Raw genomic sequence first — 22595 nt, 5'->3', positions numbered from 1 at the left:
CTATTTTGTAGTTCCCTCTCGGTCGTAAATCCTTGCGGCTCTGATCGTTAGAAGAATCATTCCCACCAGGGCGAGGGACATAAACAGCGACAGTCCCCAAACAGTTGCGACAATTCCCGCTCCCAGTTTGGCAAAGCCCCACACAGACCCCAGCCCCGTAGACATGTATACCACGGCAAAGCCAAGCATCTCCTGCTGCCTTTCAGTAACAACGAAGACGGTCGAAATTGGCGAAGTGGCAACATTCAGAAATAACCATGGCACCAGCGCCCTGCCGATCAGACCGGATTGCTCCCAGCCACTGCCTAAAAACCAGGGGAAAATCCAAGGTGCAAGAAGAGCCATTAGAAGGAATGGAATAATTCCCAGCAGTAAAGAGTATTTCACCGACTGCTTCACCGCCGCTTCCATCTTTCCTGGCTCTGTAACCGAAAAGCGCTGGAAAAATACTTGCGAAATAGCCCCGGTGATAAGCGTTACGGGAGCCTGCATCAACCTCCACGCCTGCCCGAATTGACCAACCGTATTAGCAGAATAGAGGGCACCAATTAGCATGTTGATACCGTTCAGCCGGATCGAATCTACCAGCCCGTTCGGAGCATTGAGCAGCGGCATCTTCTTATAGCGGCGCAACAGCTGTATGGCGCTGGCGCTTGGCTCGCCTTCATTTTCCGCCTTCGCCCGGCCCTTATACATTAGGGTGGCCATTGCCCCACCCTGCCCCAGCAGATGTCCAACAATAAGCCCGGCGATGCCTCCGAAAGACACAAGCGCGAAGACAATCTGCAAAATCGCGGTTGAACCACTCATTTGCACTTTGTTTATAGAAATTGCCTTGTATTGCAGCGTCCTAGTGAACCAATAGTTATAGGAATTCACTTGCGCCAGCGTGAAAATGGCGATTCCCGCAAGTGCTAGCCACGGGCCGAGTCCGGGTTGGCCCATCGATTTAGCTAAAGCATTCCCGCAGATGAAAAACACTATTGTGCACGCCAGCGAGACAATCCCGATGATCACTGACACGGTATTGCGCAGCACCCGCGCATTCGCGTGGCTCTTCGGTAGCACGATCGCCATGTCGTAACGCAGTCCCGCAACAGCAACAACGGTCATGAAGACGGAGATGAATAAGGTGTACTGCCCCATCTCTTCCGGCGAATACATTCGCGAGATTATCGGGGCCGTGACAACGGCCAGGACCTGTCCCGCCAGGGTTCCGCCCACAAGAGTAGAGACGTGCTTCAGGGTAGGCCTAGCGGTGAAAACCCCTTTTATCTTGTCGAAGGGGGAACTCACATCTGTTCCATTTCTGCAATCAGCTTCGGGTACACATTACGAGCGTCGCACTTTTCTTCCCAGGTATTCCGCGCATTCTTGCTAAAACGTGCGTACTCGTCCTGTCCCATCCGGTACCAGCGATCAAGGATCTCTGCTAAATCATTCGGTTGTATATCCGCCGCTAGCAGCGAACCGTTAACGCCCTCTTCTACCAGTTCGCCACTTCCGCCGACATCTGTGCAGACAGTCGGGAGCGAGCATCCCAACGCCTCCATGATCGAAACAGGCACGCCCTCGGAAGAGGAAGTATTCATGAACACGGTCAGCTTCGGGTCCGCCAGGAAATTTAGCGCCTCTTCGTGGGGCAGTTGGCCGATCAGAGTTACAGATTCGCTTATCTGGAGCTCGTCCAACAGCCCTTTGAGATCTTCTACCTGTTCCGCCTTCGCGCCTCCGATGTGGTACCAGTGCAAGTCAACGCCACGGCGAAGCGCTTGCGCTATACCCCGCGCGCCTAGATCCAACCGCTTCACTGGCGCCAAAGAGGAGAGGGAGACAATATTTAGCCTCCCAGTCTTTTCCCGGTGCACTTCGGGCAGAGGGCGAGTTCCTAGCCGTTGGATGCTCATTGCGGCACGCATCGAATCTCCCATGTCCCTGGAGAGCACATCTTTCGCATTCTTTGAAATGGGAAAGGCCGCATCCAAATGTTTACCTAAGAATGACCTTGCAGGTAGATATCCGAACGGAGCCTGGTCCTGATATACATCGAAGCGGTGCGCCCGCGAGGCACACTTGGTTTCGGTAAAATCTTTTGCCCACTCGGAAAGCCAATAGGCAATCATTGCTGGCTTGGCCATCCAATACCCGTAGAACACCGCCTGGTCATAGCGCGAAAAATCCACGTCTGCCAGCGCATTTTTTGCCAGTTCGAAACGATACCTACCCGAGGTCAGCGCGCGCATTTGCAAAGCAGCTGGGATCGGCGACAGCAGGGGCGAACGTACCCAGCCGCTAACAGCTTTTAGCCCAATCCCAGCGCTCTTGCATGCCGGCACGCAGCTGCGCAGGCTGCGTGCCTCAACATTCTGCGGCAGCTTTCTGGTGAGTTTCTTGGGATTTAGTTGATGTACGGGCAGAATTATGACCCTAGTAAAAGAAGCTGCCAGATACGGGAGCTCAACCTCTAAGAACTCTTCTCCGCTGTCATAGGGGAAGACGGAGGTAAGCAGTACCAGCAGCTTCTTCTGCATTTAGGTTCCTAACTCATAGCGACAACATACGTTTAAGTATTCCTCTTGCTACCTTAGCCTCATTGTCAAAAGAAAGTTCTTTGGAGTGGGTGTGAGCTTGTGCTTTGAAAGACCTCACTTTTTGCGAATCCAAGCTGGATAGAGTCTGTGTAATGCTGGAGACTTCAAATCTTTCCGAAACAACTCCCAGTGAATGCTTTCGAACCAGTTCAGCCATCTCGATCGACGGACCTACAGCAACTGCCAAGCGTGCCTGTACAAAGTCGAAGAATTTATTCGGCAGCGAAAGGCGCGCATTCGTATTGGTGGGAGGGATCCAGAAGATGCCTACATCGTATGAATTCAATGTGGCGGGAAGCTCGGCAGGCTTTACCGGATCATTGAACCTAATTCTCGGGTCACCGCCCGCTACATCTTTCAAAGTCTGTAGATACTTGCCGCCATCGCCGGCAGTAGTCAGATAGAAGTCTAGGCTGAAGCGATCGTCCAGCGTTTTGACCGCTTCGATCATCTTGTCAATAGACCGGCCCGGAACCGCACTGCCAGAGTGGACCAGGCGAATCTTGTCGTCACTTACAGGACTCGGTTCCAGATCCTGCCAAGCGGGCGCATTGCGCATCACTGAGGGAGTAACTCCAAAGTGCTTCTGGTAAAGCTGGGCGATGTGCCCAGCGACAGTCGTCTGTGCTGCGGTAGATGGTAGATAAGTTTTACAAATATCCCGCATCAAGGGAGCGACGAGCAACCTCCAGGACAGCAGCTGGGTGCGTTCCTCCGGAGCCCATTCGTGCAAATCAGCCCACACTGGCGTATCGTCCCCGGCAATAGCCATGCCAAGGGGAAGCGCTCTTGCATCGTTAGCAATTATTGCGTCAAACTTGCGATTGCCCACCAACTTCAATCCCTGCTTAGCTGCAGGAATAAGCCGTTCCGCTGTACGGAATCTATGTGCTGCCAAGGCAGCCACCCCCGCAGGAGTCTGCGGCAGAGACGGCAAAGAAGAATCAATCCGCAGATGCTCATCTGCAAATTCGGCCTTTTCTCCATAGGCAAGTGTCGTGACATGGCCGAACTCGCGCACAACCGATAGTTGACGCAATACGCGGGCGTCCTTCGGAATATCCGAAAAGGTGATCACCAGGATGTTCTTCATTACTAACCTTCTTTAGATGCCTCTAGCAGAATCTGTGCTACCTGCATGCCAGAGCTAGAGATCGACTTATTTTCTTCGGCCCATTTGCGAATCTGCTGACGCGGCCATTGCTCGGCGGCTACCGTAATCATCGCCTTAGCTACTTGGCCAGCGTCATAGCCGGCTACTATCCCAAGATGGGCATCGCGGATATCTTGCGCCGTTGGCCCCTGCCCTACGTAGAGCAACGGCGTCCCGCAAGAAAAGGACGACAGTGCTTTCGTAGTGTATGCCAGTTCGTAGCCACTATCGGGGTGAATAGAGGCCAAGGAAGCCTTCGCTCCTCGTAACCACTTTGCTAGTTCACCGGGCGCGATAAGGCCATTTACGTGGACTCGTCCTCGTAGCTTCCCCGTATTGGAGCGTTCCGCGAACGCTTGCCAGCTAGTGCCCCTACCGAAGAACACCAAATCGAAATCTACTTGGTCGACTATTTGCTCAAAGGCGCCCAAAAAGATCTCGGCTCCGTGAACCTCGCTAGCGTTACCTCCGTAAAGCAGATATGGCCGCTCCCCCAGTCCGATGGCTGCTTTCTGCGCCGGCGTGGGAACCTCACCCGAACTGGAAAAAACTGTCGTATCTACGCCCTGCGGCACGACTCGTACGTCACTAGCGCCCATTTGCCGACAAATGGAAGCGACATCTTCGTTAACCGCTACGACCTTTGCCGCGCCTCGAATCGCGAATTTTTCGATCGCCCTCAACGTGTTCGACACGATTGAAGGAACCGTTCCGTCCGCTGCGCGAGACCAAATATCAGCAGCGTAGTAGACGTAGGGCACACGTTTCAGAAAACTTGCAATGCGAACCATCACTCCCGTTGTTGGAGGAGGTTCTACTAACACGGCACTGGCAGACCTAGAAAAGAGCAGCCGCGCTAGCAGCGGGACATCGAAAGATGCGTACTGCACGTAGCCCCGCAGGTAGCCCTCGGAATCACGCAATGCTGGCCATCTACTTATCCGAAGGGCACCTTTCGATTCACTGCCGGTGCGCTCATACGTAGTTGTCAGGACGTTAACAGCGCAGCCTCGATGCAGTAGTGCTTCCACCACTGCATCGAGGCGCAATGTAGCAGCTGCAACCTCCGGAGAGAATATGCGCGATACTAGCTTGATCGACTTCATAGATCCTCTAGAGTGCAATATTTCCCTCTTCTGGCAGCTTAGAAGGAGACAGCCTTGCCGGATTCGGCAGAGTCCAAAATCCCCTGAATGACCTTCATCGTCGTCAATGCTTCCCGCATGGTGACGTGTTCTTCGGCCTTACCTAGGATGGCGTCCCGGAAATGCTCGTGTTCGACTGCGAGCGGTTCCCGCTTCTGCAGGGCGTAACGAGTAACTTCACCTTCGGATACGCCGCGGAAATTCCGGATTTGATCCCAGCCAAGAGGTGCCTTGCCATTCTCGTAGAAGGTCAGATCTCCCATGACGGTCTCGGCTACCAGGGCACCCTTCTCTCCTAGAACAACAGTGGTGCGATCCTTGAAGGGGCTCAACCAATTGACAGTATGGTTGACCAGAATACCGTTCTTCAGTTTGCCAGAAGCAATAACCATGTCTTCAAATTCGCGCCCTGCCCTATAGGTGGTCTGCGCAGAAATGGTCTCGTAGGCAGAATCGGCTACCCATGCGGTCAGATCGACATCGTGGGTTGCCAAGTCTTTCACAACTCCGACATCCGAGATACGCGCCGGGAACGGCGACTGCCGCCTAGTGGAGATCTGGTAAACCTTCCCTAGCTGGCCCTCAGTGATGCGCTTACGCATTTCGAGCAAGGCAGGGTTGCAGCGCTCAACGTAACCTACAGCGCCAACCAGATTCGCCTCTTCAAATGCCTTTACCATGGCCTCGCCATCTTCGATCGAAGAGGCAAGCGGCTTTTCTACCATCGTGTGAACGCCAGCAGCTGCCAACTTCAATGCGGTCTCGGCATGGAAAGCGGTAGGCACAGCAACCATGGCTGCGTCTAGGTTCTGCTCAATCAAAGCCTCGACGTCTGGCAACACCGGCAGGTCTCCGGCAACTCCAAACTTATCGCCATACGGATCCGCCACGGCTACCAGGTCCACGCCCTCTAGGGCACGGATATTGCGGGCGTGGTGGCGCCCCATGGAGCCAAGGCCGATCAGGCCGTAACGCAGGTTAGCCACTATGCACCTGCCTGAGCGAGCTTATTGACTGCCTCGACGATCCGCTCCAGATCTTCCTGATCCAAGGACGGGTGTACCGGCAGCGACAGGCACTGCTCCGCCACCTGCTGCGTGACAGGCAGCTCCAAATTCGGCGCGTACTCGGCCAAAGAAGGAAGCTTGTGGTTCGGAATCGGGTAGTAGACACCGGAACCGATCTGGTACTCGTCCTTCAGAGCCTGCTGGAAGCCATCGCGATCGGACTCAACACGGATCGTGTACTGGTGGTAGACGTGAGTTGCCCCTTCCATGACCTTAGGAGTAATCACGCCCTCGATGTGGTCAGAGAGGTACTTCGCGTTCTGCTGGCGAGTCTCGGTCCAGGCGCCAACCTTCTTGAGCTGTTCGCGGCCGATCGCAGCGTTAATGTCGGTCATACGGTTGTTGACGCCAACCAGTTCATTCGCGTAACGCTTTTCCATGCCCTGGTTACGGATCATCTTGGCACGACGCAACACCTCTGGATCGGAGGTAGTGATCATGCCGCCTTCACCGGCCGTCATGTTCTTGGTCGGGTAGAAGCTGAAGGCACCAAACGCACCGAAGGTACCAACCTGCTTGCCATTCAAGGTGGCTCCATGCGCCTGAGCACAGTCTTCAAAGACGAAGAGGTTGTGTTCCTGAGCAATCTTTACAATCTGCTCCATCTTGGCCGGATGTCCATAAAGGTGCACCGGCATGATGGCCTTAGTGTGCTCGGTAATCTGCTCTTCTACATGCTTCGGATCGAGGTTGAAGTAGTCGGCCTCGATATCAGCAAATACCGGCTTGGCGCCGGTCATTGCTACCGAGTTAGCGGTAGCCGCAAACGTAAACGAAGGAACAATAACTTCGTCGCCAGGACCAATCCCGGCAGCCAGCAAACCAACGTGCAATGCCGAGGTACCCGAGTTGACTGCACAGGAGGAAGCTCCCTTGGCCATCTGGGCCGAGAACTCCTCTTCAAAAGCTGCGACCTGAGGGCCCTGTGCGACCATCCCGGATTCCAGCACCCGCTGGACAGCTTCTTCTTCTTCCTTGCCAATTAGTGGCTTGGCTGCAGGAATGAATTCCTTAGACATTTATTCGCAAACCTCCGTCAGTTCGCCGTTTTCTTCCTTGTAAAGCATACCTGTCTGCGGGCAGCGGTATCCTTCTGAAACACTTTCAAGCTTAACCCCTGCTTTTCCTACCCAACCGATCTGTTTGGCAGGAACTCCCGCAACTAACGCGTGAGCAGGTACATCTTTTACTACTACTGAGCCTGCGGCAACCAGTGCCCACGGCCCGATCTTCACTGGAGCTACACATACCGAACGAGCCCCAATTGCAGCGCCCTGTCCGATAGTTACTCCTACCTGCTCCCAATCAGAAGCAGATTTGAGCGAGCCATCTGGATTGACCGCCCGTGGATAGTGATCGTTCGTAAGTACGACAGCTGGACCGATAAACACGCCATCTGCAATCTTGGCGGGCTCGTATACCAGCGCGTAGTTTTGCACCTTGCAGTTATTTCCTAGCTGCACGCCCTCGCCGATATAAGCCCCACGGCCGACGACGCAATTTTCACCTAGGACTGCATGTTCACGTACCTGGGCTAGATGCCAGATCGAAGAGCCTTCGCCAATCTTTGCCTCATCAGACACGTCTGCAGTGTCAACTATCCGAACCATGAGCCTCCCCTTGGGCCTTACTATTTACACAAACACGTTAGCTTATTTTCGTTAAATACGACTATGACAAACCGCCTAGAGGCCACATTAGATCAGCCTTCACCTGGCAAGGGGCATGTCAGCATGACACTTTTCACCAGGGGCACGCCCTCTTTGTCAAGCAGTTTTAACGGAACTTGTGCAACACTGTTACCATGTCTTCTCTCACTACCAATACGTACCTGGTTATGCCTCTTTATAACGAGGCCGAAGTAATTGGCCAGGTCATTCGGGACACCCTAAAAGTGTTTCCCAACATTATTTGTGTAGATGATGGCTCCACAGACGACTCTGGTCAGGAAGCATTAAGAGCTGGCGCTACAGTGCTCACCCACCCTATCAATATGGGGCAGGGGGCAGCCCTTCAGACCGGGTTTTCGTATTTTCTTCGCAAAACTAACGGCAAGTATGTTGTGACATTTGATGCCGACGGACAGCATCAAACTTCCGATGCCCTAGCGATGGTCCAGTACGCCGAAGAAAACGACAAGGCCATAATTTTTGGCTCCCGTTTCTTAGGCGGCAATATCGAGGCCGGGAAGATCAAGCAGCTAGTGCTGAAGACCGCCGCATTCGTCACTCGCATTGAGACCGGTCTGAAGCTCACCGACGCGCACAATGGTCTACGCGCTTTGCGCCGCGACGCTGTGGAGCGAATTTATCTGAACCAAAACCGGATGGCTCACGCAAGCGAGATTGTGAGCAAACTTGCCGCCACCAAACTCCCCTGGTCCGAGTTGCCGGTTCACATTCGTTACACGGACTATTCACGGGCGAAGGGACAGTCCCTGCTGAATTCCATCAATATCGTCACTGACCTTCTGCTTCACTGAGGAAACCATGCTGATTAAAGTAATTCTTATCGTCGGAATCCTTGCCGTAGCCGTACTACTGATCCGCTCCCGCGAAGGTTCAGACAAGAAACTCGCCCTGCGGCGCCTTTCCATCTCGATATTCGCACTACTCGCAGTTATTGCCATTTTGTGGCCATCCATCACCTCGAAGGTGGCAGCCATGGTTGGGGTTCAGCGTGGCGCCGACCTGTTGCTATACCTGCTTGTTATCGCGTTCTTCGCCTCGCTGGCTTACCAGTCGAAACGGTCGCACTTTCAGCAGCGCAAAATCACAAAACTAGCACGTGAACTAGCTATCATGAACGCCCAAAAACCTGAATCGAGCAATAGTATAGAGCGATGACTAATAGGCACGCATTGTATCGTGACCACCCAACGCATGCATCAAAGCTACCCAGAGGGCGCAGCTGGCCAACGCGGATTGGGATCGCGATCTTGGCATTTGCAGTATTCCTCGTTACAGCAGGCATACTGTTCTACCAGGATTTGAACAATTCGCTTAACGTTGCGGGCGGTCGCGGGGGCTTCCTTCCCTACGATCACTACGCGGGACGGGCAGTAAACGTGCTTGTTTTAGGCTCGGACACTCGCTCCGGCAAATCCGGCGAGGGCGAAGACACCGGAGTCGAGGGCATGCGCTCAGACACCATGATGATCGCCCACATTGCCAAGGACAGGAAATCTGTTTCCGTCATATCTATCCCTCGCGACACAATGGTTGATCTGCCGTCTTGTAAAACCGAGGGCGGCGGCGAAACAGAGGAAAGCTTTGGCCAAGTTAACAGCGCATTCAGTGAGGCAGCTGGCAACTCGGATACCGTAGCGGGCATCGAATGTGCCAAGAAAACTGTAGAGGCCAACACGGGCGTTCGGATCGACGAATATGTGCTTGCCGATTTCAATGGCTTCTCCTCGATGGTCGATTCACTTGGCGGCCTAAAGCTCTGGCTTGATGAGGATATAAGCGACGAGCAGGCCCACATTGATCTAAAGAAGGGCTGCAACCACCTGAATGGCAAGGCGTCGGTTGGTTACGCCAGATTGCGCTACATTGGCGATGGTTCAGATCTCTCGAGGATCCAACGCCAGCAGCGCCTCCTAGGGATTATGATCCGCACGGCCCTAAAGAAGAATCTTTTGACAGACCTATCTTCGCTGTACGGGTTCACTAAGGCGGGGCTCTCTTCGCTTACAGTTTCCTCCGGCTTTTCATCGCTCGCAGCGCTGGGCGGGTTCGGCAATTCTCTGAGGTCGATCGATCCCGCTAATGTTCGCTTTGCCACGGCTCCCAACGAGCCCTACCCGCTAGATCCGGATCGAGTCATTTTCTCTGACCAGGCCCAGCAGGTGTGGGAAGCGCTCATTAAAGATACTGACCTACCTACCGGCTTGTCGGTTCGCGATGGAAATTCGAAGACTTACGTGATTCAACCTCCCGCGCCCAAGCAGACTCCGAAGAAGGAAGAGTCAGCCAAGCCGGAGCCGGCTCCTTCATCGTCCGAGCCAGAGCCAACTGAATCCGAGTCCACCCCGAGCGAAACGCCGACAACAGAGACTTCCTCCCCCGTGGGAGCAGCTGTAGAAGACTCCAACAAAGCCGCACAGGAGAAATGCGAACCGTGAGTACACCACCTTCCTTCCAACCGAAGAAGCGGCGGCGTCCTACCACTAGCTCTGCTGCAGGCTCTAGCGGCAGACCTGCTCCGCGGAATACGTATCGACCAAACTCCGCGACCGAAGGTGCCCCTCGCCAAGACCGATATTCTCCCTCCTCCGCAACGGTCCCGCCCTCGTACGCGCCATCGCGTGCAAGAAGGACTACTAGTTCCCCGCAGTCATTCGCACCTGGCACGCAAAGGCGACCGGTGCAAGGCACTCCCCCGCAGGTACGGCCCCGACCAAAAAATCCAAACGGGCTGTCCAATTTGCGCAAACGGGCGCCCAGGTGGCGATACCACTTCACTGCTAAACCGATCGTGCTGGCGCTTGTCGCGATGCTGATCTGTTGGCCGCTAGGCCTCTTGCTATGGGCCAACTCCAAGCTTGGCCACACCGAAGCTTTAGATAACGTAGGCGAGCAGTCGGGACAAACCTATTTGCTGGCCGGCTCGGACGAACGCAATACCTCCGAGGGGAAGAGCGGCATTGGCCCAGACGGTACCGAGGGGCACCGGGCCGATTCAATCATGCTCATCCACAAGGCCGCCAATGGACAGTCGGTAGCTATCTCCTTGCCCAGGGACACTCTGGTAGATATCCCAGACTGGGGCTATAACAAACTGAACGCTGCCTACGCTTATGGCGGCGCGCCGCTCCTAGTTACATCGGTTGAAAAACTGACTGGAATAAGAGTTGACCATTTCGTGCAAATAGGAATGGGCGGAGTTGAACAGATGGTTGATGCGGTAGGTGGCGTCAACCTCTGTATGGATCTAACAGTTCAGGATCCGGAGGCTAAATTAGACTGGAAAGCCGGTTGCCATGATGCCGACGGGAAGACTGCACTTGCCTTTTCTAGGATGAGGAAGTTCGATCCACGCGGTGATCTGGGTAGAGCTGACAGGCAACGACAGGTTGTAAATCAGGTGCTGAAGAAGGGGCTCTCCCCCGCCTCCATTATCAATCCGTTCAGGCACGTAGCACTTGGGGGCGCGGTAGCCGAGTCGCTAACTACTGACCCGGACACTGGGATTATTTCGCTGGCCAAACTTGGACTGGCCTATAAGAACGCTTCTTCTGCCGGACTTACCGGTATTCCCCCCATTGGGACCACCGACTACTATGTCGAGGGCGCCGGCTCCACCGTACTCCTAGACGAAGAGAGGGCGCCGGAGTTCTTTTCCAAGGTAAAGCAGGGCACTCTTACTAAAGCCGATTTCCAGTCTGTAGACGAATAAAGGGTATAAAAAAGGTGGTTGGGGGACTCTCCCAACCACCTTTTTCTATCTACTTGTCCGCGTTGAAGGCCTCAACATCGATGGCGCGGTCGTGCGCCTGCCATGCCTTCCATGCAGATTTCAAGATATCCGAGACGTCGTATTTTGCCTTCCAACCGAGCTCTTCGGTAATCCGGGACGCGTTACCAATTAGCTGCGGCGGATCCCCCGCACGGCGGTCGAGCTCGTCTGCAGTGAACTTCAGTCCCGTGACTTCGCGGAGCCCATCTACAATCTGCCGCACCGAGGTGCCCTTGCCGGTTCCCACGTTGAAGGTGTGGTAGTTCATTTCCTTTCCGGAAGCCACATAGTCGAGGGCGGAAAGATGCGCGTCAGCCAAATCCAGTATGTGGATGTAGTCGCGAATACAGGTACCGTCAGGAGTGTCATAGTCTGTGCCGAAGATCTTCGGGTTGTCCCCGTTTGCCAGGCGGTCAAGCAGCATGGGAACGAGGTTTAGCGTTGCGGGATCTTCCAAGTCATCCCAACCGGCACCGGCGACGTTGAAGTAGCGCAATCCGATCCACCGGAGTCCCCACGCCCTCTGGCAGTCGGCCATCATCCATTCGCCGATAAGTTTCGTTTCGCCGTATGGATTGATCGGGTGCTTCTCTATGTCTTCGTTGACTACCTCTACGGGAGGCATGCCATAGACGGCTGCCGAAGAGCTAAAGATCATCTGCTTGACATCAGCTTCCTGCATAGCCTGAAGCATATTTGCTAGGCCACCAATGTTCTGCTGGTAATACCACGTCGGTTTTTCTACGGATTCGCCAACCTGCTTCCGCGCAGCAAAATGGATCACAGCGCTAACATTCTCTTCACGCATAGTCTGCGCCAGCTTCTCCGGCGCCTGGGCGCTTGCAATGTCCAGTTCGACAAGCTTCGCATCGCCGATGCGGTCAGCTTTGCCATAAGAGAGGTCATCGACCACCACTACGTCCTCGCCCCTGTCGGCCAGGAGTCGAACCACGTGCGCGCCGATGTAGCCGGCGCCTCCAGCAACTAAAATACTCATTTATTCCCCTCTAATCTGTTCTAGCTCTGCATCAAGCCGCTTGCCTTTTTCAATGGCTACTTCGCGCAGCGACTGTTGATATTTCTTCATGGCCTCGCGAATCTTGCGAGCCCCTTCTCCTTCTCCGGCGCCCAAGATTCGGGCCGCAAGCAAACCAGCGTTCTTTGCTCCGCCTACGGAAACGGTAGCTACCGGTACTCCCCCGGGCATCTGCACAATAGAAAGCAACGAATCCATGCCGTCAAGATATTTGAGCGGCACAGGCACACCGATGACTGGGAGCGGAGTTACTGCTGCAAGCATGCCCGGCAAATGTGCCGCTCCGCCGGCTCCCGCAATAATCACGCTGTAACCGGCCTCTTCTGCCTGTGCTCCGAACGCGATCATGTCCGCAGGCATCCGATGAGCGGAAACAACTTTTGCGTCATAGTCGATACCGAGCGCAGTCAGCTCCTGCGCGGCAGCCTTCATGGTGGGCCAGTCGGAGTCTGAACCCATTACAATTGCAACCTTCATTTTTCCTTCCCCTGCAAAATATCGACAACCCTACGAGCTTTCCGAGCGCATTCGCTCGCATCGGCGCCAACTACCGTAACGTGACCTAGTTTACGTCCCGGGCGGACCCCTTTGCCGTAGTAGTGCACCTTGGCTTCGGGAACTTCCGCGAGCGCACGGGGGTAGGCTTCGCGTGGCTCTTCAAGTTCGGATCCCAGCAGGTTCACCATAGCCGCACCATCACTAACTGGGGCCGTGTCTCCTAAGGGCAGATCCAGTACTGCGCGCAGGTGTTGCTCGAATTGTGAAGTTATCGAGCCCTCGATGGTCCAATGCCCACTATTGTGCGGGCGCATAGCCAGCTCGTTCACGTACAGCTTGGTGTCTGCGCCGTCCCCTACTGCGAACATTTCTACTGCCAGAACACCAGTTACATCTAGTTCAGTAGCTATGCGTTCGCCCAGTTCCCGTGCCTGTTGGTCAATTTGGTCGGACAGGTCGGGTGCCGGAGCTAACACGACCGAGCAGACCCCGTTTTCCTGGATCGTCTGGACCACCGGCCAGCATCTTACTTCTCCGGACGGACGGCGGGCGAGGAGCACCGCTAATTCTTTATCAAATGGAACGGCTTCTTCCGCCAGGAGGGTTTGCCCGTCCTCCAAGCGATCGAGCCAGTCCTGTGCCTCAGCTAGATCTTGAATCTTCAAGACTCCCTTACCGTCATAACCTCCGGTAGGAGTCTTCAATATTAGAGGAAGACCTACCCGGCTTGCGAAGTCGGCAAGTTCTCCCCTGCTTGCGACTTCGGCCCACTGCGGATTTGGAGCCCCAATCTTGTCCATTACCTGCCTCATCCGCAACTTATTTTGCGCATAGACCAACGCGGCAGGTGCGGGCCTTACTGGTACCGGCAAAGTTTCAAGGAAGGCGTTCGGCACGTGCTCGTGTTCAAAGGTTAGAACCTGGGCGCCGGTTACCAACTCTTCGACTGCCTTTTCATCATCTGCCTGCCCAACGGGCGAATCTGGAACCACCTGCGCTGTAGAGGCTTCAGTCGATTCGACTAAAACCCGCAGATGGATTCCCAACGCGTTGGCGGCTTCTTGCATCATGCGGGCTAGCTGCCCGCCTCCGACTACTGCAATAATTGGTGCACTCACACTTGGATTCTATCTTTGGGAGGGCGAAACACCTTCGCATAAGGTGGGTACGTGCAATATATTTCAAAAATCATGAGCCCTAACTGGGGTCAGCTCTGGCGTTTCGGGGTGTGTGGAGGTTTAGCCTGGATCGTCGACACAGGGGTTTTGGATTTATTGCTCTATCTAGGGCTCTTCCCGCTCCTCAGCAAGGTTATTGCTGTGTGCGTCGCTACCGCTTTTTCCTGGTCAATAAATAGGAATTGGGCTTTCAAAATGCCCAACAGTGCCAACCTTGTGAAAGAAGCCTTCGAGTTCGCTCTAGCCAATGTGATCGGCATGATTCCCCCTCTTATATGCCTCTGCATTAGCCACTATCTACTGGGCTTCACATCGGCTTTCGCAGATACAATTTCAGCAAATGTTGTGGGGCTGGCATTTGGAACTATCACCCGGTATTTCCTGTACAAATACCTGGTTTTCACGCCCAACCCCTAATTGGGGGTCGCGACTTTGCGCCGCTCTTTAGCAGAGAACAGCAGAAGCAACGCTAGTGGAACTGTGAGGGTAAGGAATGCCGAGTACCTGAACACTAGCGAGTGAGGAGAGGCAAGAAATAGCGTCCCCATGATAACTGCAGACGGCAATAGGGACACTAGAACGTCCCTTCTGCCATATCGCAGCGCTGCTACACAAATTAGCACTAGTCCCCACATCCATGCTCCTGTGCCGCGAGTCTTCTTCAGCACAGGCAGCCAACTCGCGTTAAACACCTCGTCCGCTTTCTGCGGCAATTGAGATTGATTGACCACGCCGTGCTTGCGCAAAGTTGCAGTGTAGCCATATTGGTAGTTGGTCTCGTTGCTAACTAACTGGGTAAAAGTGGACTGGGTAGTACTTCCGATTTCATTCCCTGACGCAGTCCAGTATGGGTAGGTGTGGTTTATGTAGGCGCGCGCAAAATTACGCGGGCAAGATAAAGCGGAACTGAGGAAATGCTTTGGAAATTCCTCCTTGTGCTCCTGTATGTAGCCCCACTGGAACTTCGGGTTGTATTTTACCGAATCGATAGTCACAGGATCATAGACATGTGCCCACAGATCGAGCGGGAAAATTTTACTGTAGAAGGCCAGATCATCCGGCGGCAAACAACCTCTATTTACCTTAATCGTGTACCCAATCATCTGAAGCGGAACCCCAACTGATTCCGCATATTTATGGGGACCTGCATAGTGGGAGGATATGACTGCTGGGATAGAGCCTATAACCAACGCAGCAATACCCGCCAAGGCCGCAACTTTTCTACGTCCTTTTGCCCAGCCAACGGCACACACTAGCGCAATTAGAACAAGCAATGTTCCGTTGTTTCGACTGGCACTTATTACGACCAGTACCACCACGAAGAGGGCGACAAACGCGGGGCGGGTGAAAGGCTTCCCCCTACTATTGAAGATCCTCACCAGCATGACACTGAGCATGGCAATTCCCAGCATGAATGGGGAATCTTTTACCAGGGCTATTGCGTAGTCACTCACCACAGGGAAAAACGCCGCATAAATAATAAAGCCCACAACAAGGGGGGTGCGCACGCGCATTACGTTCAGAGCGTCTACCACATACACCAGCCCGGCGGCCCACAGAAGCACCTGGACTACAGAGGCAAAAGCAATTCCTCCTGCCTGACTACCGAACAGATATTCTCCCACAGCCGTCAGCCCGGTCAGATAGATTCCGAATCCGAGGGGGTGCTGATTCGAGACTTCTAATGGCCCTTCGAAAACTGCCCAAGAATCGTTCATTGCCACTGCTGGCCAAAAACGTACGAGCGGTATTAGCCATGCAGCTACGAAGATAGCGAAAGCACTGAGGTTCAGTTGGAGGCGAGGCAAAATGCGCCTACGCGCCGCCCAGTTAGTGCGTCCACCCCATGCTAAAAATGCACTGGCAATTGCGCCAAGCAAAAAATACTTTATGAACCGGTACGGGCTAGCAACAGGAACAGCCGGGTTGAGCTGGTGAGCCACTATTTGGCCCACAATGTTCACTACCGCGAACGCTAATCCTCCGACTAGGACAAAGCCGATATAACGGAAGTCCCAAACCTTGCTAAGAGATGCTCGCATAGAAGCCCTAACCTTTCAGCTGCGCGAGGATATTCCTAGTTCTTCTTCGTGAAGAGGGCGGCATAACCCAAATAATTGCAGGTCGCCCCTACCGCCATAGCAGCTATTTTAGAAGCCGCCCGAGCAGCAACAATAGGACCATGCCAAATAAATCCTGAAATATGCATCACTGCCCAGATAACACCGGACTGAAGGACCATTCCTGTGAATAGGGTAAGTCCAGCAAACGAAACAAATGATGCCCAGGAAATGCGTTTCGATTCGAACACAAAGAAATTGTTAACGAAGTAGGATGCGACGATAGTGATTGCGGTGGAGAAAATATTCGCTACCACTTCGGGCAGGCCTATTACAGACGAGAAAAACAAAAATAGAAGAAAGTCCATCAATGAAGTACCCACTCCAACGAATAGGTACTTCACTAGCGATGGCTTCAACCACTTATTCCCCATCAGCTGGTGCCTCATATTGCAGGTATGCCAGGCGGGCGATTTCTTGGCGAGCACGCAACACCCCACTTAGCGTCATTCCTACCGTCAAAGACAGCGCGCTGATCACTGCAAGTCCGGATGCTAGAACTGCCGATGGAAGGCGGGGCACCAGCCCTGTTTGAATGTAATCCCACACCACCGGTGCGCCGATGAGCAACGAGAAGATGGCCGCAATTAGGCTAATTATCCCGAAGGTTGCAAAGGGCCGCTCGTGCGCTAGCAGGCGCGCGATCGTGCCCAGGATCTTGAAACCGTCGCGGAATGTCCGCAGCTTCGAATCCGACCCCTCTGGGCGATCTTTGAACCCCACCTGATATTCGGCCTGGGGCACTCCCAACCGCATCGTATGCACCGTGAGTTCTGTTTCGATTTCAAATTCTTTAGAGAGGGCGGGGAAGGATTTCACGAACCTTCTAGAGAAAACCCTGTAGCCGGAAAGCATATCCGTCACCGGCATTCCAAATAGGCCTGACACTAGCCGATTAAACAACCTGTTGCCCTGCGCATGCCCAGGACGGTATGCGGTGGATTCCGGATTATCCATCCGGCATCCGAGGACGTGATCCAACCCTTCCGAAAACAGCTTCGCAACCATTTTCGACGCTGCCGCTGCCTCGTACGTATCGTCGCCATCGATCATCACATAGGCGTCAGCATCAACGTCGGCAAAGGCCCGCCTAACCACGTTGCCTTTTCCCTTACGACCTTCGAAGCGCACCACTGCCCCAGCGGCTTTTGCCTCACTGGCAGTGTTATCTGTGGAATTGTTGTCGTATACGTAGATAGTTGCCTGCGGAAGAGTTTGCTTCAGGTCCGAGACTACTCGGCCGATGGCGGCTTCTTCGTTATAACAAGGGATAATCACCGCTACATGGTCACGCTTTTTCACATTTAGCCCTTCTGGCCAACAAACACAAAATTATCTTCGCAATACCGCACCCGATTGCAGCCTTATTGCTCTTACCTCCCGAATTATAAAGATTCCTCCATCAAAAACACACTCACCACCAGCTTTTATTCACAGGTGTTTTTGTAGTGGTGCCCACATTTATCGTCTGCTTAGCCGGCTCGCCTACTAACAGGATGGCTAGAGAAAAAGGGGCCACCAAAGCCAAGAATGCTACGTATCTAAAGGGATAGGACACAGGAGAAGCCACCAAAAGAGTGGCATAGATTAGCGCTGAGGGAAATGCCAGTGCTAATCCTGCATATCTACGCCGGTACAGAAAGCCACCTACCGCTACCAATAGGGCCCACGCCCACGTACCAGCACCGGGAAAATGGGCAGTGCCAGTCCGGAACCAGGCCATCACTGCGGAGGTGAGCCCATCTGGCAGCAGCGAGTGGTTGCTTATCCCCCGCTTTCCTAGCTCCTGCCGCCACGCAGTGCTGCTAGCTGAATCATTCGACACTAAAGAGTGAAAGATGGATTGACTGGTTCTGCCAATGGGACGGGTCTGGGGCGACCAGTAGTTCCTGGTGTGCAGCAGATACCCTTTCGCAGCGGACACAGGACAGGAAAAACTATAGGCCACAAAGTGCCGCGCAAACTCACCCTTCGTTCGTTGCAGGTAGTCTCGATCGAACTGACCATTATCTTTAGTAGCATCTACTGAAAGCGGCGAATATGCCTGCGCCCACTGTGCAATTGGCATGATCTTAGAGAAGTAGGTGCGCTGCGCCCTCGGAATGCACTGTGGTTGCGCCCAGATGCCATACCCGATCATCTGAAGGGGCATGCTGACTGACTCTACATATTTATGAGGGCCCACGTAAATCTTCGAGATCTGTCCCGGTATGGACCCAGCCACTATAGCTGCAACTACGATCCCAATTGCAAGTTTCCTATTGCTATCGCAGATGAAAAACAACAGTGGCACCATGATCACGGTAAGCGCAATCCCGTTGTTACGCATTGCAGTTACCGCGAGCGCTGAGAAGAACAATGCGATCTGGAAGCCTCTACTACCTACTGCACTTCCCTTACTTACCCAGACACGAAACAGCAAAACGGTTATTGCTGCGATAGCTATCGAAAACGGAGAATCTTTAACTAGGGCTATGGCATAGTCACCCACCACGGGAACGGCTGCCGTGTATGCCACGAATGCGTATATCACCATCCTTGGGGCGCCAGTCATGCGAAGTGTATCCGCCATAGCTGCTACCACGAGCGCCCACAGCACCATTTGCACCATTGCGGCAAAGGCCAGCCCTCGCGACACATTCCCTAGCAACAAGGACCCACCATGTACCAGTGCGGACAGGCCGTACCCGTAGGCTAAAGGATGCTGACTAGAGGCAGCTAAAGGCTCACTGAGGATAGCCCAGGTGTCGTTCATCGACACCCCGGGCCATAGGCAGGCTAACAGGAGCGACCAGCTGAGAAGAGGAATCAAAAAACCAGCCAGTAAAACCCTGCGCCTTGGCAGAGGCGCGGGCGCGCCCTCCCGCCCCGCCAACGCGAACACCAATCCACAGATCACTATTGCGAGGACGAAGACAGTCCCCGTACGAGCAAGGGAAAAAATTGCCCAGGGCTGGGCCTTCCCTTCCGGGACGATCTGCGAGAGAAGATCAAAGGCGCTAATCGCCATTGCGGAAAAGAGCGTGTAGCCCCAAAAACGCAAGTTCACTCTAGAGTGCGCCGACCTGGAAGTGTTCCCCACAGCCATACTCCCCTCCAATGCCTTACCCCACTATGTCCTTCCTGCCCACTGCAGCCTCAAAGCCTTCTTCTACGCCTTCCCATGGAAACCATGGCACCTCGTGGCATCACTTTATCCGGATCCAACGATGTGGGAAGTGCTGCTAGGGAAATGGTGAAAATCGGAGGCTGTCGCTGAGTTAGTTCAATACGTCCCCCATCAGCCTGTACTAGTTCGCGGGCGAGGGCTAGACCGATGCCCGATGAGCCATGGCCCGATACCCCCTTCTCGAAGATTTTTGGGGCCAATTCATCTGGGACGCCATCGCCCTCGTCCGATACTTCAATGAAGACCGACCTAGAGGACTTTCCCTTGCGAGTACTAACCTGAACCTTGCCCTTGCCATACCTAAGCGAGTTTTCTATCAAAGTGGCAAGCACCTGCGACAGATTTCCCGGAGTTGCAAGCACTACCCGCTCAGCGTCGTCCACGAACACGAGCTCGCGCCCCGCGTTCTTAAAAGCTGGCTCCCATTCACCCTTCTGCTGGGTGAAGATTGCGTCCAGCTTCACGGCCTGCGTTGTGCCACCGGACCGTCTTCTTGAGGACAGCAAATCAGTTACTACCTGAGTTAGGCGCTCAACCTGCTCTAGACATGCACCGGCTTCCTTGCGCACCTCTTCGTCGTCCGAGATCAGCTCTATCTCTTCAATTCGCATCGACAATGCAGTTAGAGGCGTCCGCAGCTGGTGAGAGGCATCAGCGGCGAACTGCTGCTCGGCGGCAAGTCGGCCTGCGATGCGCTCGGAGGTATGCGCTAGTTCTTGGGCTACCAGGTCTATTTCTTCGATTCCCGAAGGTTTGATGCGAGCTCGCACCTCGCCCTGTCCGACCTGTTCAGCCTGCGCCGCCAAGTAGATAAGCGGAGCAGATAGCCGCCTAGAAGAGCGGAACGCCAGCACTGCTGCCACCCCTAATGCGAGGGCGGACAACAACACCACCAGCAACACGAGCATTGCAGCTTGGCCGATTGTGGGCCACGCAGAGGTTTCAATAAAAACGGTATTGCCATTTGAAGAAACCGTCGACACTGAGATGGAGGGCCAGGAAGGTCGTTCTCCGGCCTCAGTGGCCGCGGCATGTGCGCCATATACCTTTATCCAAGTGGATTTTCCGGCCCCCCAATATCCCAGGTTCGCATAATCCATCGAGGCGCCAGCACCCAACGTGTGATCGGTAAGCCGAGCAATAGCAGCGGCCTTCTCGTTTAGGGCAGCTGCGGTCGACATCCAGACATAGGCTGACCCTAAGATAGCGAGCGGCAACCCCAGCAACAACACGCCGGCGGTAGCCGCCCACAAAGTCATTAGTAGCGCACGGCGGCGCAACTATGCCTCTTTCTCGAAGCGGAAACCCATCCCTCGTACGGTCGTAATGTAACGAGGGCGAGCCGCATCGTCACCCAGCTTCCTCCGCAACCACGACACGTGCATATCCAGCGTCTTGGTGGAATCGGTGGGGTCAGAGGACCACACTTCCCGCATCAAGGTTTCCCGTTCCACCACATTGCCGGCCTCACGCACCAGCACCCGTAGCAGTTCAAATTCCTTTGCGGTCAATTGCAGCTCAGTATCGCCCCGGAATGCCCGGTGTGCAGATACGTCTACGCGAATATCTTGCGCTTCTAGGTAGCCGTCGGAGGAATCGCTGCCAGCGCGGCGCAGCAGCGCCCGCACTCGAGCCAACAGCTCCGCCAAGCGGAACGGCTTAGTTACGTAGTCGTCAGAGCCCGCATCTAGGCCAACTACCATGTCGACCTCGTCAGTACGGGCGGTAAGAATCATGATGGGGACAGAAGAGCCTCCGGCGCGGATCTGCCTAGCAACATCCAGGCCATCAATATCAGGCAGGCCCAAGTCCAAAACCACTAAGTCAGTGCCAGCTAGATCGGCCAGCGCACCTTTGCCGGTACCGTGAGCCGACACTGTGTAGCCTTCCCGCCCAAGCGCGCGGGCAAGCGGCTCGGAGATTGCGGGGTCGTCTTCAACAAGTAAAACTCTAGTCACATGCCAATCGTAGCGCACGAAGACAAAAAATTGTTATCGAGGCTGAAAAATATTTACACTTTACATGCATCAGATTTACCTGTTTTTGACTCTGCCTGCCCAGCCAGCGGAAATGCCTACAGGGTCCGCAAATATTTCTCCCAATCTAAGAAATACGGAACCACTGTGCCCACGCCCCGCAGGTCTGCCGGATCCGCCTTCCAAATCAGAGAGTCATCAAACTTAGAGTCCGCATAAAGCATTTGCGCAGTCTGCTCATCCATAAAGATAGACGCCCTCGGGGCAATGTCCACTAGGCGCGAAGCTAGGTTCACAGGGGGGCCAAAAATGTCTCCTGAGCGCGAGACCACTCGCCCACACACAAGAGATGCTCGGACCGGAAGAAGCTCCTCAGAAGTCACCAGGGTGTGCACCAGCTTACTGGCCACGCGCAGCCCCGTGGCTAGATCGTCGCATACCCACAGCACAGCATCGCCAATGGTCTTCACCACCCTGCCGCCATTGCGCGTAACCACGTCGCGGCACCGAAATTCAAAGCCCTCAACTAGATCTGCCAACGCCTCCGCCCCGAGGCCGGCCGACCGCCTGGTATACGCGACCATGTCGACAAATCCCATAGTCCGGCGGAGCGGATAGGTATCAGCTGTCATGTCTTCCATTCCGCGCTGGCCCACCTCGTCATCGATATGAGTAAGCAGTGCTGCCAGCTGGCGTCTCCAGGCATACCTAACCTGCTTCTCTAAAATGCCCGTGAACTGGTCAATACGGTCGAGCAGCAGAAGCCTGGCGGTAGTATCGTCCAGATCATATTGGGACACCAGGTCCTGCACTATTGCCTCAGTCTGCCACAGCACCAAACGATCCATGGTGTGCGACTGCGCGCGCAGCAGCGAGGTCGCAGACCTAGTTTTGAGCCCGAGCTCGCTCATAAGCGAGAGCCAAGACTTCAACGATGCCAGGTCTAGCTCGGTGAACATATCCTCGTCTGATTTCAAGTCAGGAAAGCCCATAGCGCGCCAGAACCGCTCCGCATAGGCGACCTCGCACCCCGCAGCCTCGGCCAGCTCCTTGAGATTCATCGTGGGCCGACCCCCGATGAGCACGTTTCTTGCAGCGTCGATAGTGGCCCCCGGCATTGAGCCGGACGATGCCTTCGCTTGGGTCAACTCCCCACCCTTCCGTAAACGGTATTGCCTAGTTCACACTACCTGTTTTTAATG

22 protein-coding genes are annotated in these 22595 nt (G+C 54.4%); 5 read left to right on the top strand and 17 right to left on the bottom strand.

Annotation, left to right across the window (positions count from 1 at the left end):
- Genes AC1EKG_RS03495 through AC1EKG_RS03465 form a run of 7 tightly spaced genes read right to left on the bottom strand, consistent with a single transcriptional unit; the run spans window position 1 to window position 7566 of the window.
- Window positions 1-1296: a lipopolysaccharide biosynthesis protein gene (locus AC1EKG_RS03495; protein WP_004805976.1), complete on the bottom strand. Its 1296-nt coding sequence runs from the start codon at window positions 1294-1296 to the stop codon at window positions 1-3.
- On the bottom strand, window positions 1293-2531 hold the full coding sequence (locus AC1EKG_RS03490) for a glycosyltransferase (RefSeq protein WP_004805975.1): 1239 nt from the start codon (window positions 2529-2531) through the stop codon (window positions 1293-1295). The genes AC1EKG_RS03495 and AC1EKG_RS03490 overlap by 4 nt, the downstream gene beginning before the upstream one ends.
- A 13-nt stretch (window positions 2532-2544) precedes the next feature.
- Window positions 2545-3684, bottom strand: coding sequence for a glycosyltransferase family protein (locus AC1EKG_RS03485; RefSeq protein WP_004805972.1), 1140 nt, complete (start codon window positions 3682-3684; stop codon window positions 2545-2547).
- A 2-nt stretch (window positions 3685-3686) separates the two neighbouring features.
- Window positions 3687-4850, bottom strand: a complete 1164-nt coding sequence (locus tag AC1EKG_RS03480; RefSeq protein WP_004805970.1) for a glycosyltransferase — start codon at window positions 4848-4850, stop codon at window positions 3687-3689.
- Window positions 4851-4888: 38 nt separating this feature from the next.
- Window positions 4889-5875, bottom strand: coding sequence for a Gfo/Idh/MocA family protein (locus AC1EKG_RS03475; RefSeq protein WP_004805967.1), 987 nt, complete (start codon window positions 5873-5875; stop codon window positions 4889-4891).
- A complete protein-coding gene (locus tag AC1EKG_RS03470) occupies window positions 5875-6975 on the bottom strand; it encodes a DegT/DnrJ/EryC1/StrS family aminotransferase (protein ID WP_004805965.1) in 1101 nt (366 codons plus the stop codon). The genes AC1EKG_RS03475 and AC1EKG_RS03470 overlap by 1 nt, the downstream gene beginning before the upstream one ends.
- Window positions 6976-7566 (bottom strand): acyltransferase, encoded by a 591-nt coding sequence (locus tag AC1EKG_RS03465; RefSeq protein ID WP_004805964.1) that lies wholly within the window; start codon window positions 7564-7566, stop codon window positions 6976-6978.
- A 194-nt stretch (window positions 7567-7760) separates the two neighbouring features.
- Here AC1EKG_RS03465 and AC1EKG_RS03460 point away from each other — a divergent pair, with 194 nt between their 5' ends.
- The 4 genes from AC1EKG_RS03460 (at window position 7761) to AC1EKG_RS03445 (ending at window position 11356) form a co-directional block, all read left to right on the top strand.
- Entirely contained in the window at window positions 7761-8438 is a 678-nt protein-coding gene (locus tag AC1EKG_RS03460; protein WP_004805962.1) for a glycosyltransferase family 2 protein, read from the top strand.
- 7 nt (window positions 8439-8445) lie between these two features.
- Window positions 8446-8802: a DUF2304 domain-containing protein gene (locus AC1EKG_RS03455; RefSeq protein WP_004805959.1), complete on the top strand. Its 357-nt coding sequence runs from the start codon at window positions 8446-8448 to the stop codon at window positions 8800-8802.
- The gene (locus AC1EKG_RS03450; protein WP_004805958.1) at window positions 8799-10082 is read left to right on the top strand and encodes an LCP family protein; all 1284 of its coding nucleotides are present in this window, start codon (window positions 8799-8801) and stop codon (window positions 10080-10082) included. Before AC1EKG_RS03455 ends, AC1EKG_RS03450 begins: the two co-directional genes overlap by 4 nt.
- Before the next feature lie 242 nt (window positions 10083-10324).
- A complete protein-coding gene (locus tag AC1EKG_RS03445; RefSeq protein WP_004805956.1) occupies window positions 10325-11356 on the top strand; it encodes an LCP family protein in 1032 nt (343 codons plus the stop codon).
- A gap of 49 nt (window positions 11357-11405) precedes the next feature.
- On the opposite strand, the gene galE is transcribed toward AC1EKG_RS03445, so the two are convergent.
- From galE to AC1EKG_RS03430, 3 genes are read right to left on the bottom strand one after another with little or no spacing between them, the layout of a single operon-like run.
- Complete coding sequence (gene galE / locus AC1EKG_RS03440) at window positions 11406-12413, bottom strand: UDP-glucose 4-epimerase GalE (RefSeq protein ID WP_004805955.1); 1008 nt, start codon at window positions 12411-12413, stop codon at window positions 11406-11408.
- A complete protein-coding gene (gene purE, locus AC1EKG_RS03435; RefSeq protein ID WP_004805953.1) occupies window positions 12414-12929 on the bottom strand; it encodes a 5-(carboxyamino)imidazole ribonucleotide mutase in 516 nt (171 codons plus the stop codon).
- Window positions 12926-14068 (bottom strand): 5-(carboxyamino)imidazole ribonucleotide synthase, encoded by a 1143-nt coding sequence (locus tag AC1EKG_RS03430; RefSeq protein WP_004805951.1) that lies wholly within the window; start codon window positions 14066-14068, stop codon window positions 12926-12928. Before AC1EKG_RS03430 ends, purE begins: the two co-directional genes overlap by 4 nt.
- Window positions 14069-14119: 51 nt before the next feature.
- Between AC1EKG_RS03430 and AC1EKG_RS03425 the strand changes: the two genes are divergently transcribed.
- Window positions 14120-14545 carry a GtrA family protein gene (locus tag AC1EKG_RS03425; protein WP_004805949.1) on the top strand — a complete coding sequence of 142 codons (426 nt, stop codon included), beginning with the start codon at window positions 14120-14122 and terminating at the stop codon, window positions 14543-14545.
- Here AC1EKG_RS03425 and AC1EKG_RS03420 read toward each other — a convergent pair.
- The 7 genes from AC1EKG_RS03420 to AC1EKG_RS03390 form a co-directional block, all read right to left on the bottom strand.
- Complete coding sequence (locus tag AC1EKG_RS03420) at window positions 14542-16170, bottom strand: DUF6020 family protein (protein ID WP_004805947.1); 1629 nt, start codon at window positions 16168-16170, stop codon at window positions 14542-14544. The genes AC1EKG_RS03425 and AC1EKG_RS03420 overlap by 4 nt on opposite strands.
- Window positions 16171-16205: 35 nt before the next feature.
- A complete protein-coding gene (locus AC1EKG_RS03415) occupies window positions 16206-16622 on the bottom strand; it encodes a GtrA family protein (RefSeq protein WP_004805944.1) in 417 nt (138 codons plus the stop codon).
- On the bottom strand, window positions 16612-17550 hold the full coding sequence (locus tag AC1EKG_RS03410; RefSeq protein WP_004805941.1) for a glycosyltransferase: 939 nt from the start codon (window positions 17548-17550) through the stop codon (window positions 16612-16614). The genes AC1EKG_RS03415 and AC1EKG_RS03410 overlap by 11 nt, the downstream gene beginning before the upstream one ends.
- A 112-nt stretch (window positions 17551-17662) precedes the next feature.
- Complete coding sequence (locus AC1EKG_RS03405; RefSeq protein WP_004805940.1) at window positions 17663-19336, bottom strand: DUF6020 family protein; 1674 nt, start codon at window positions 19334-19336, stop codon at window positions 17663-17665.
- A gap of 50 nt (window positions 19337-19386) precedes the next feature.
- On the bottom strand, window positions 19387-20676 hold the full coding sequence (locus tag AC1EKG_RS03400) for a HAMP domain-containing sensor histidine kinase (protein ID WP_004805938.1): 1290 nt from the start codon (window positions 20674-20676) through the stop codon (window positions 19387-19389).
- 21 nt (window positions 20677-20697) lie between these two features.
- On the bottom strand, window positions 20698-21375 hold the full coding sequence (locus AC1EKG_RS03395) for a response regulator transcription factor (protein WP_040314880.1): 678 nt from the start codon (window positions 21373-21375) through the stop codon (window positions 20698-20700).
- A 116-nt stretch (window positions 21376-21491) separates the two neighbouring features.
- Window positions 21492-22541, bottom strand: a complete 1050-nt coding sequence (locus AC1EKG_RS03390) for an adenylate/guanylate cyclase domain-containing protein (protein ID WP_048707215.1) — start codon at window positions 22539-22541, stop codon at window positions 21492-21494.
- Between the last annotated feature and the right edge of the window lie 54 nt (window positions 22542-22595).

Source organism: Winkia sp. C0117E2 (genome assembly GCF_056590455.1).
Note: the sequence above shows the minus strand (reverse complement) of the source record. Positions and strands in the feature narration are given on the sequence as shown.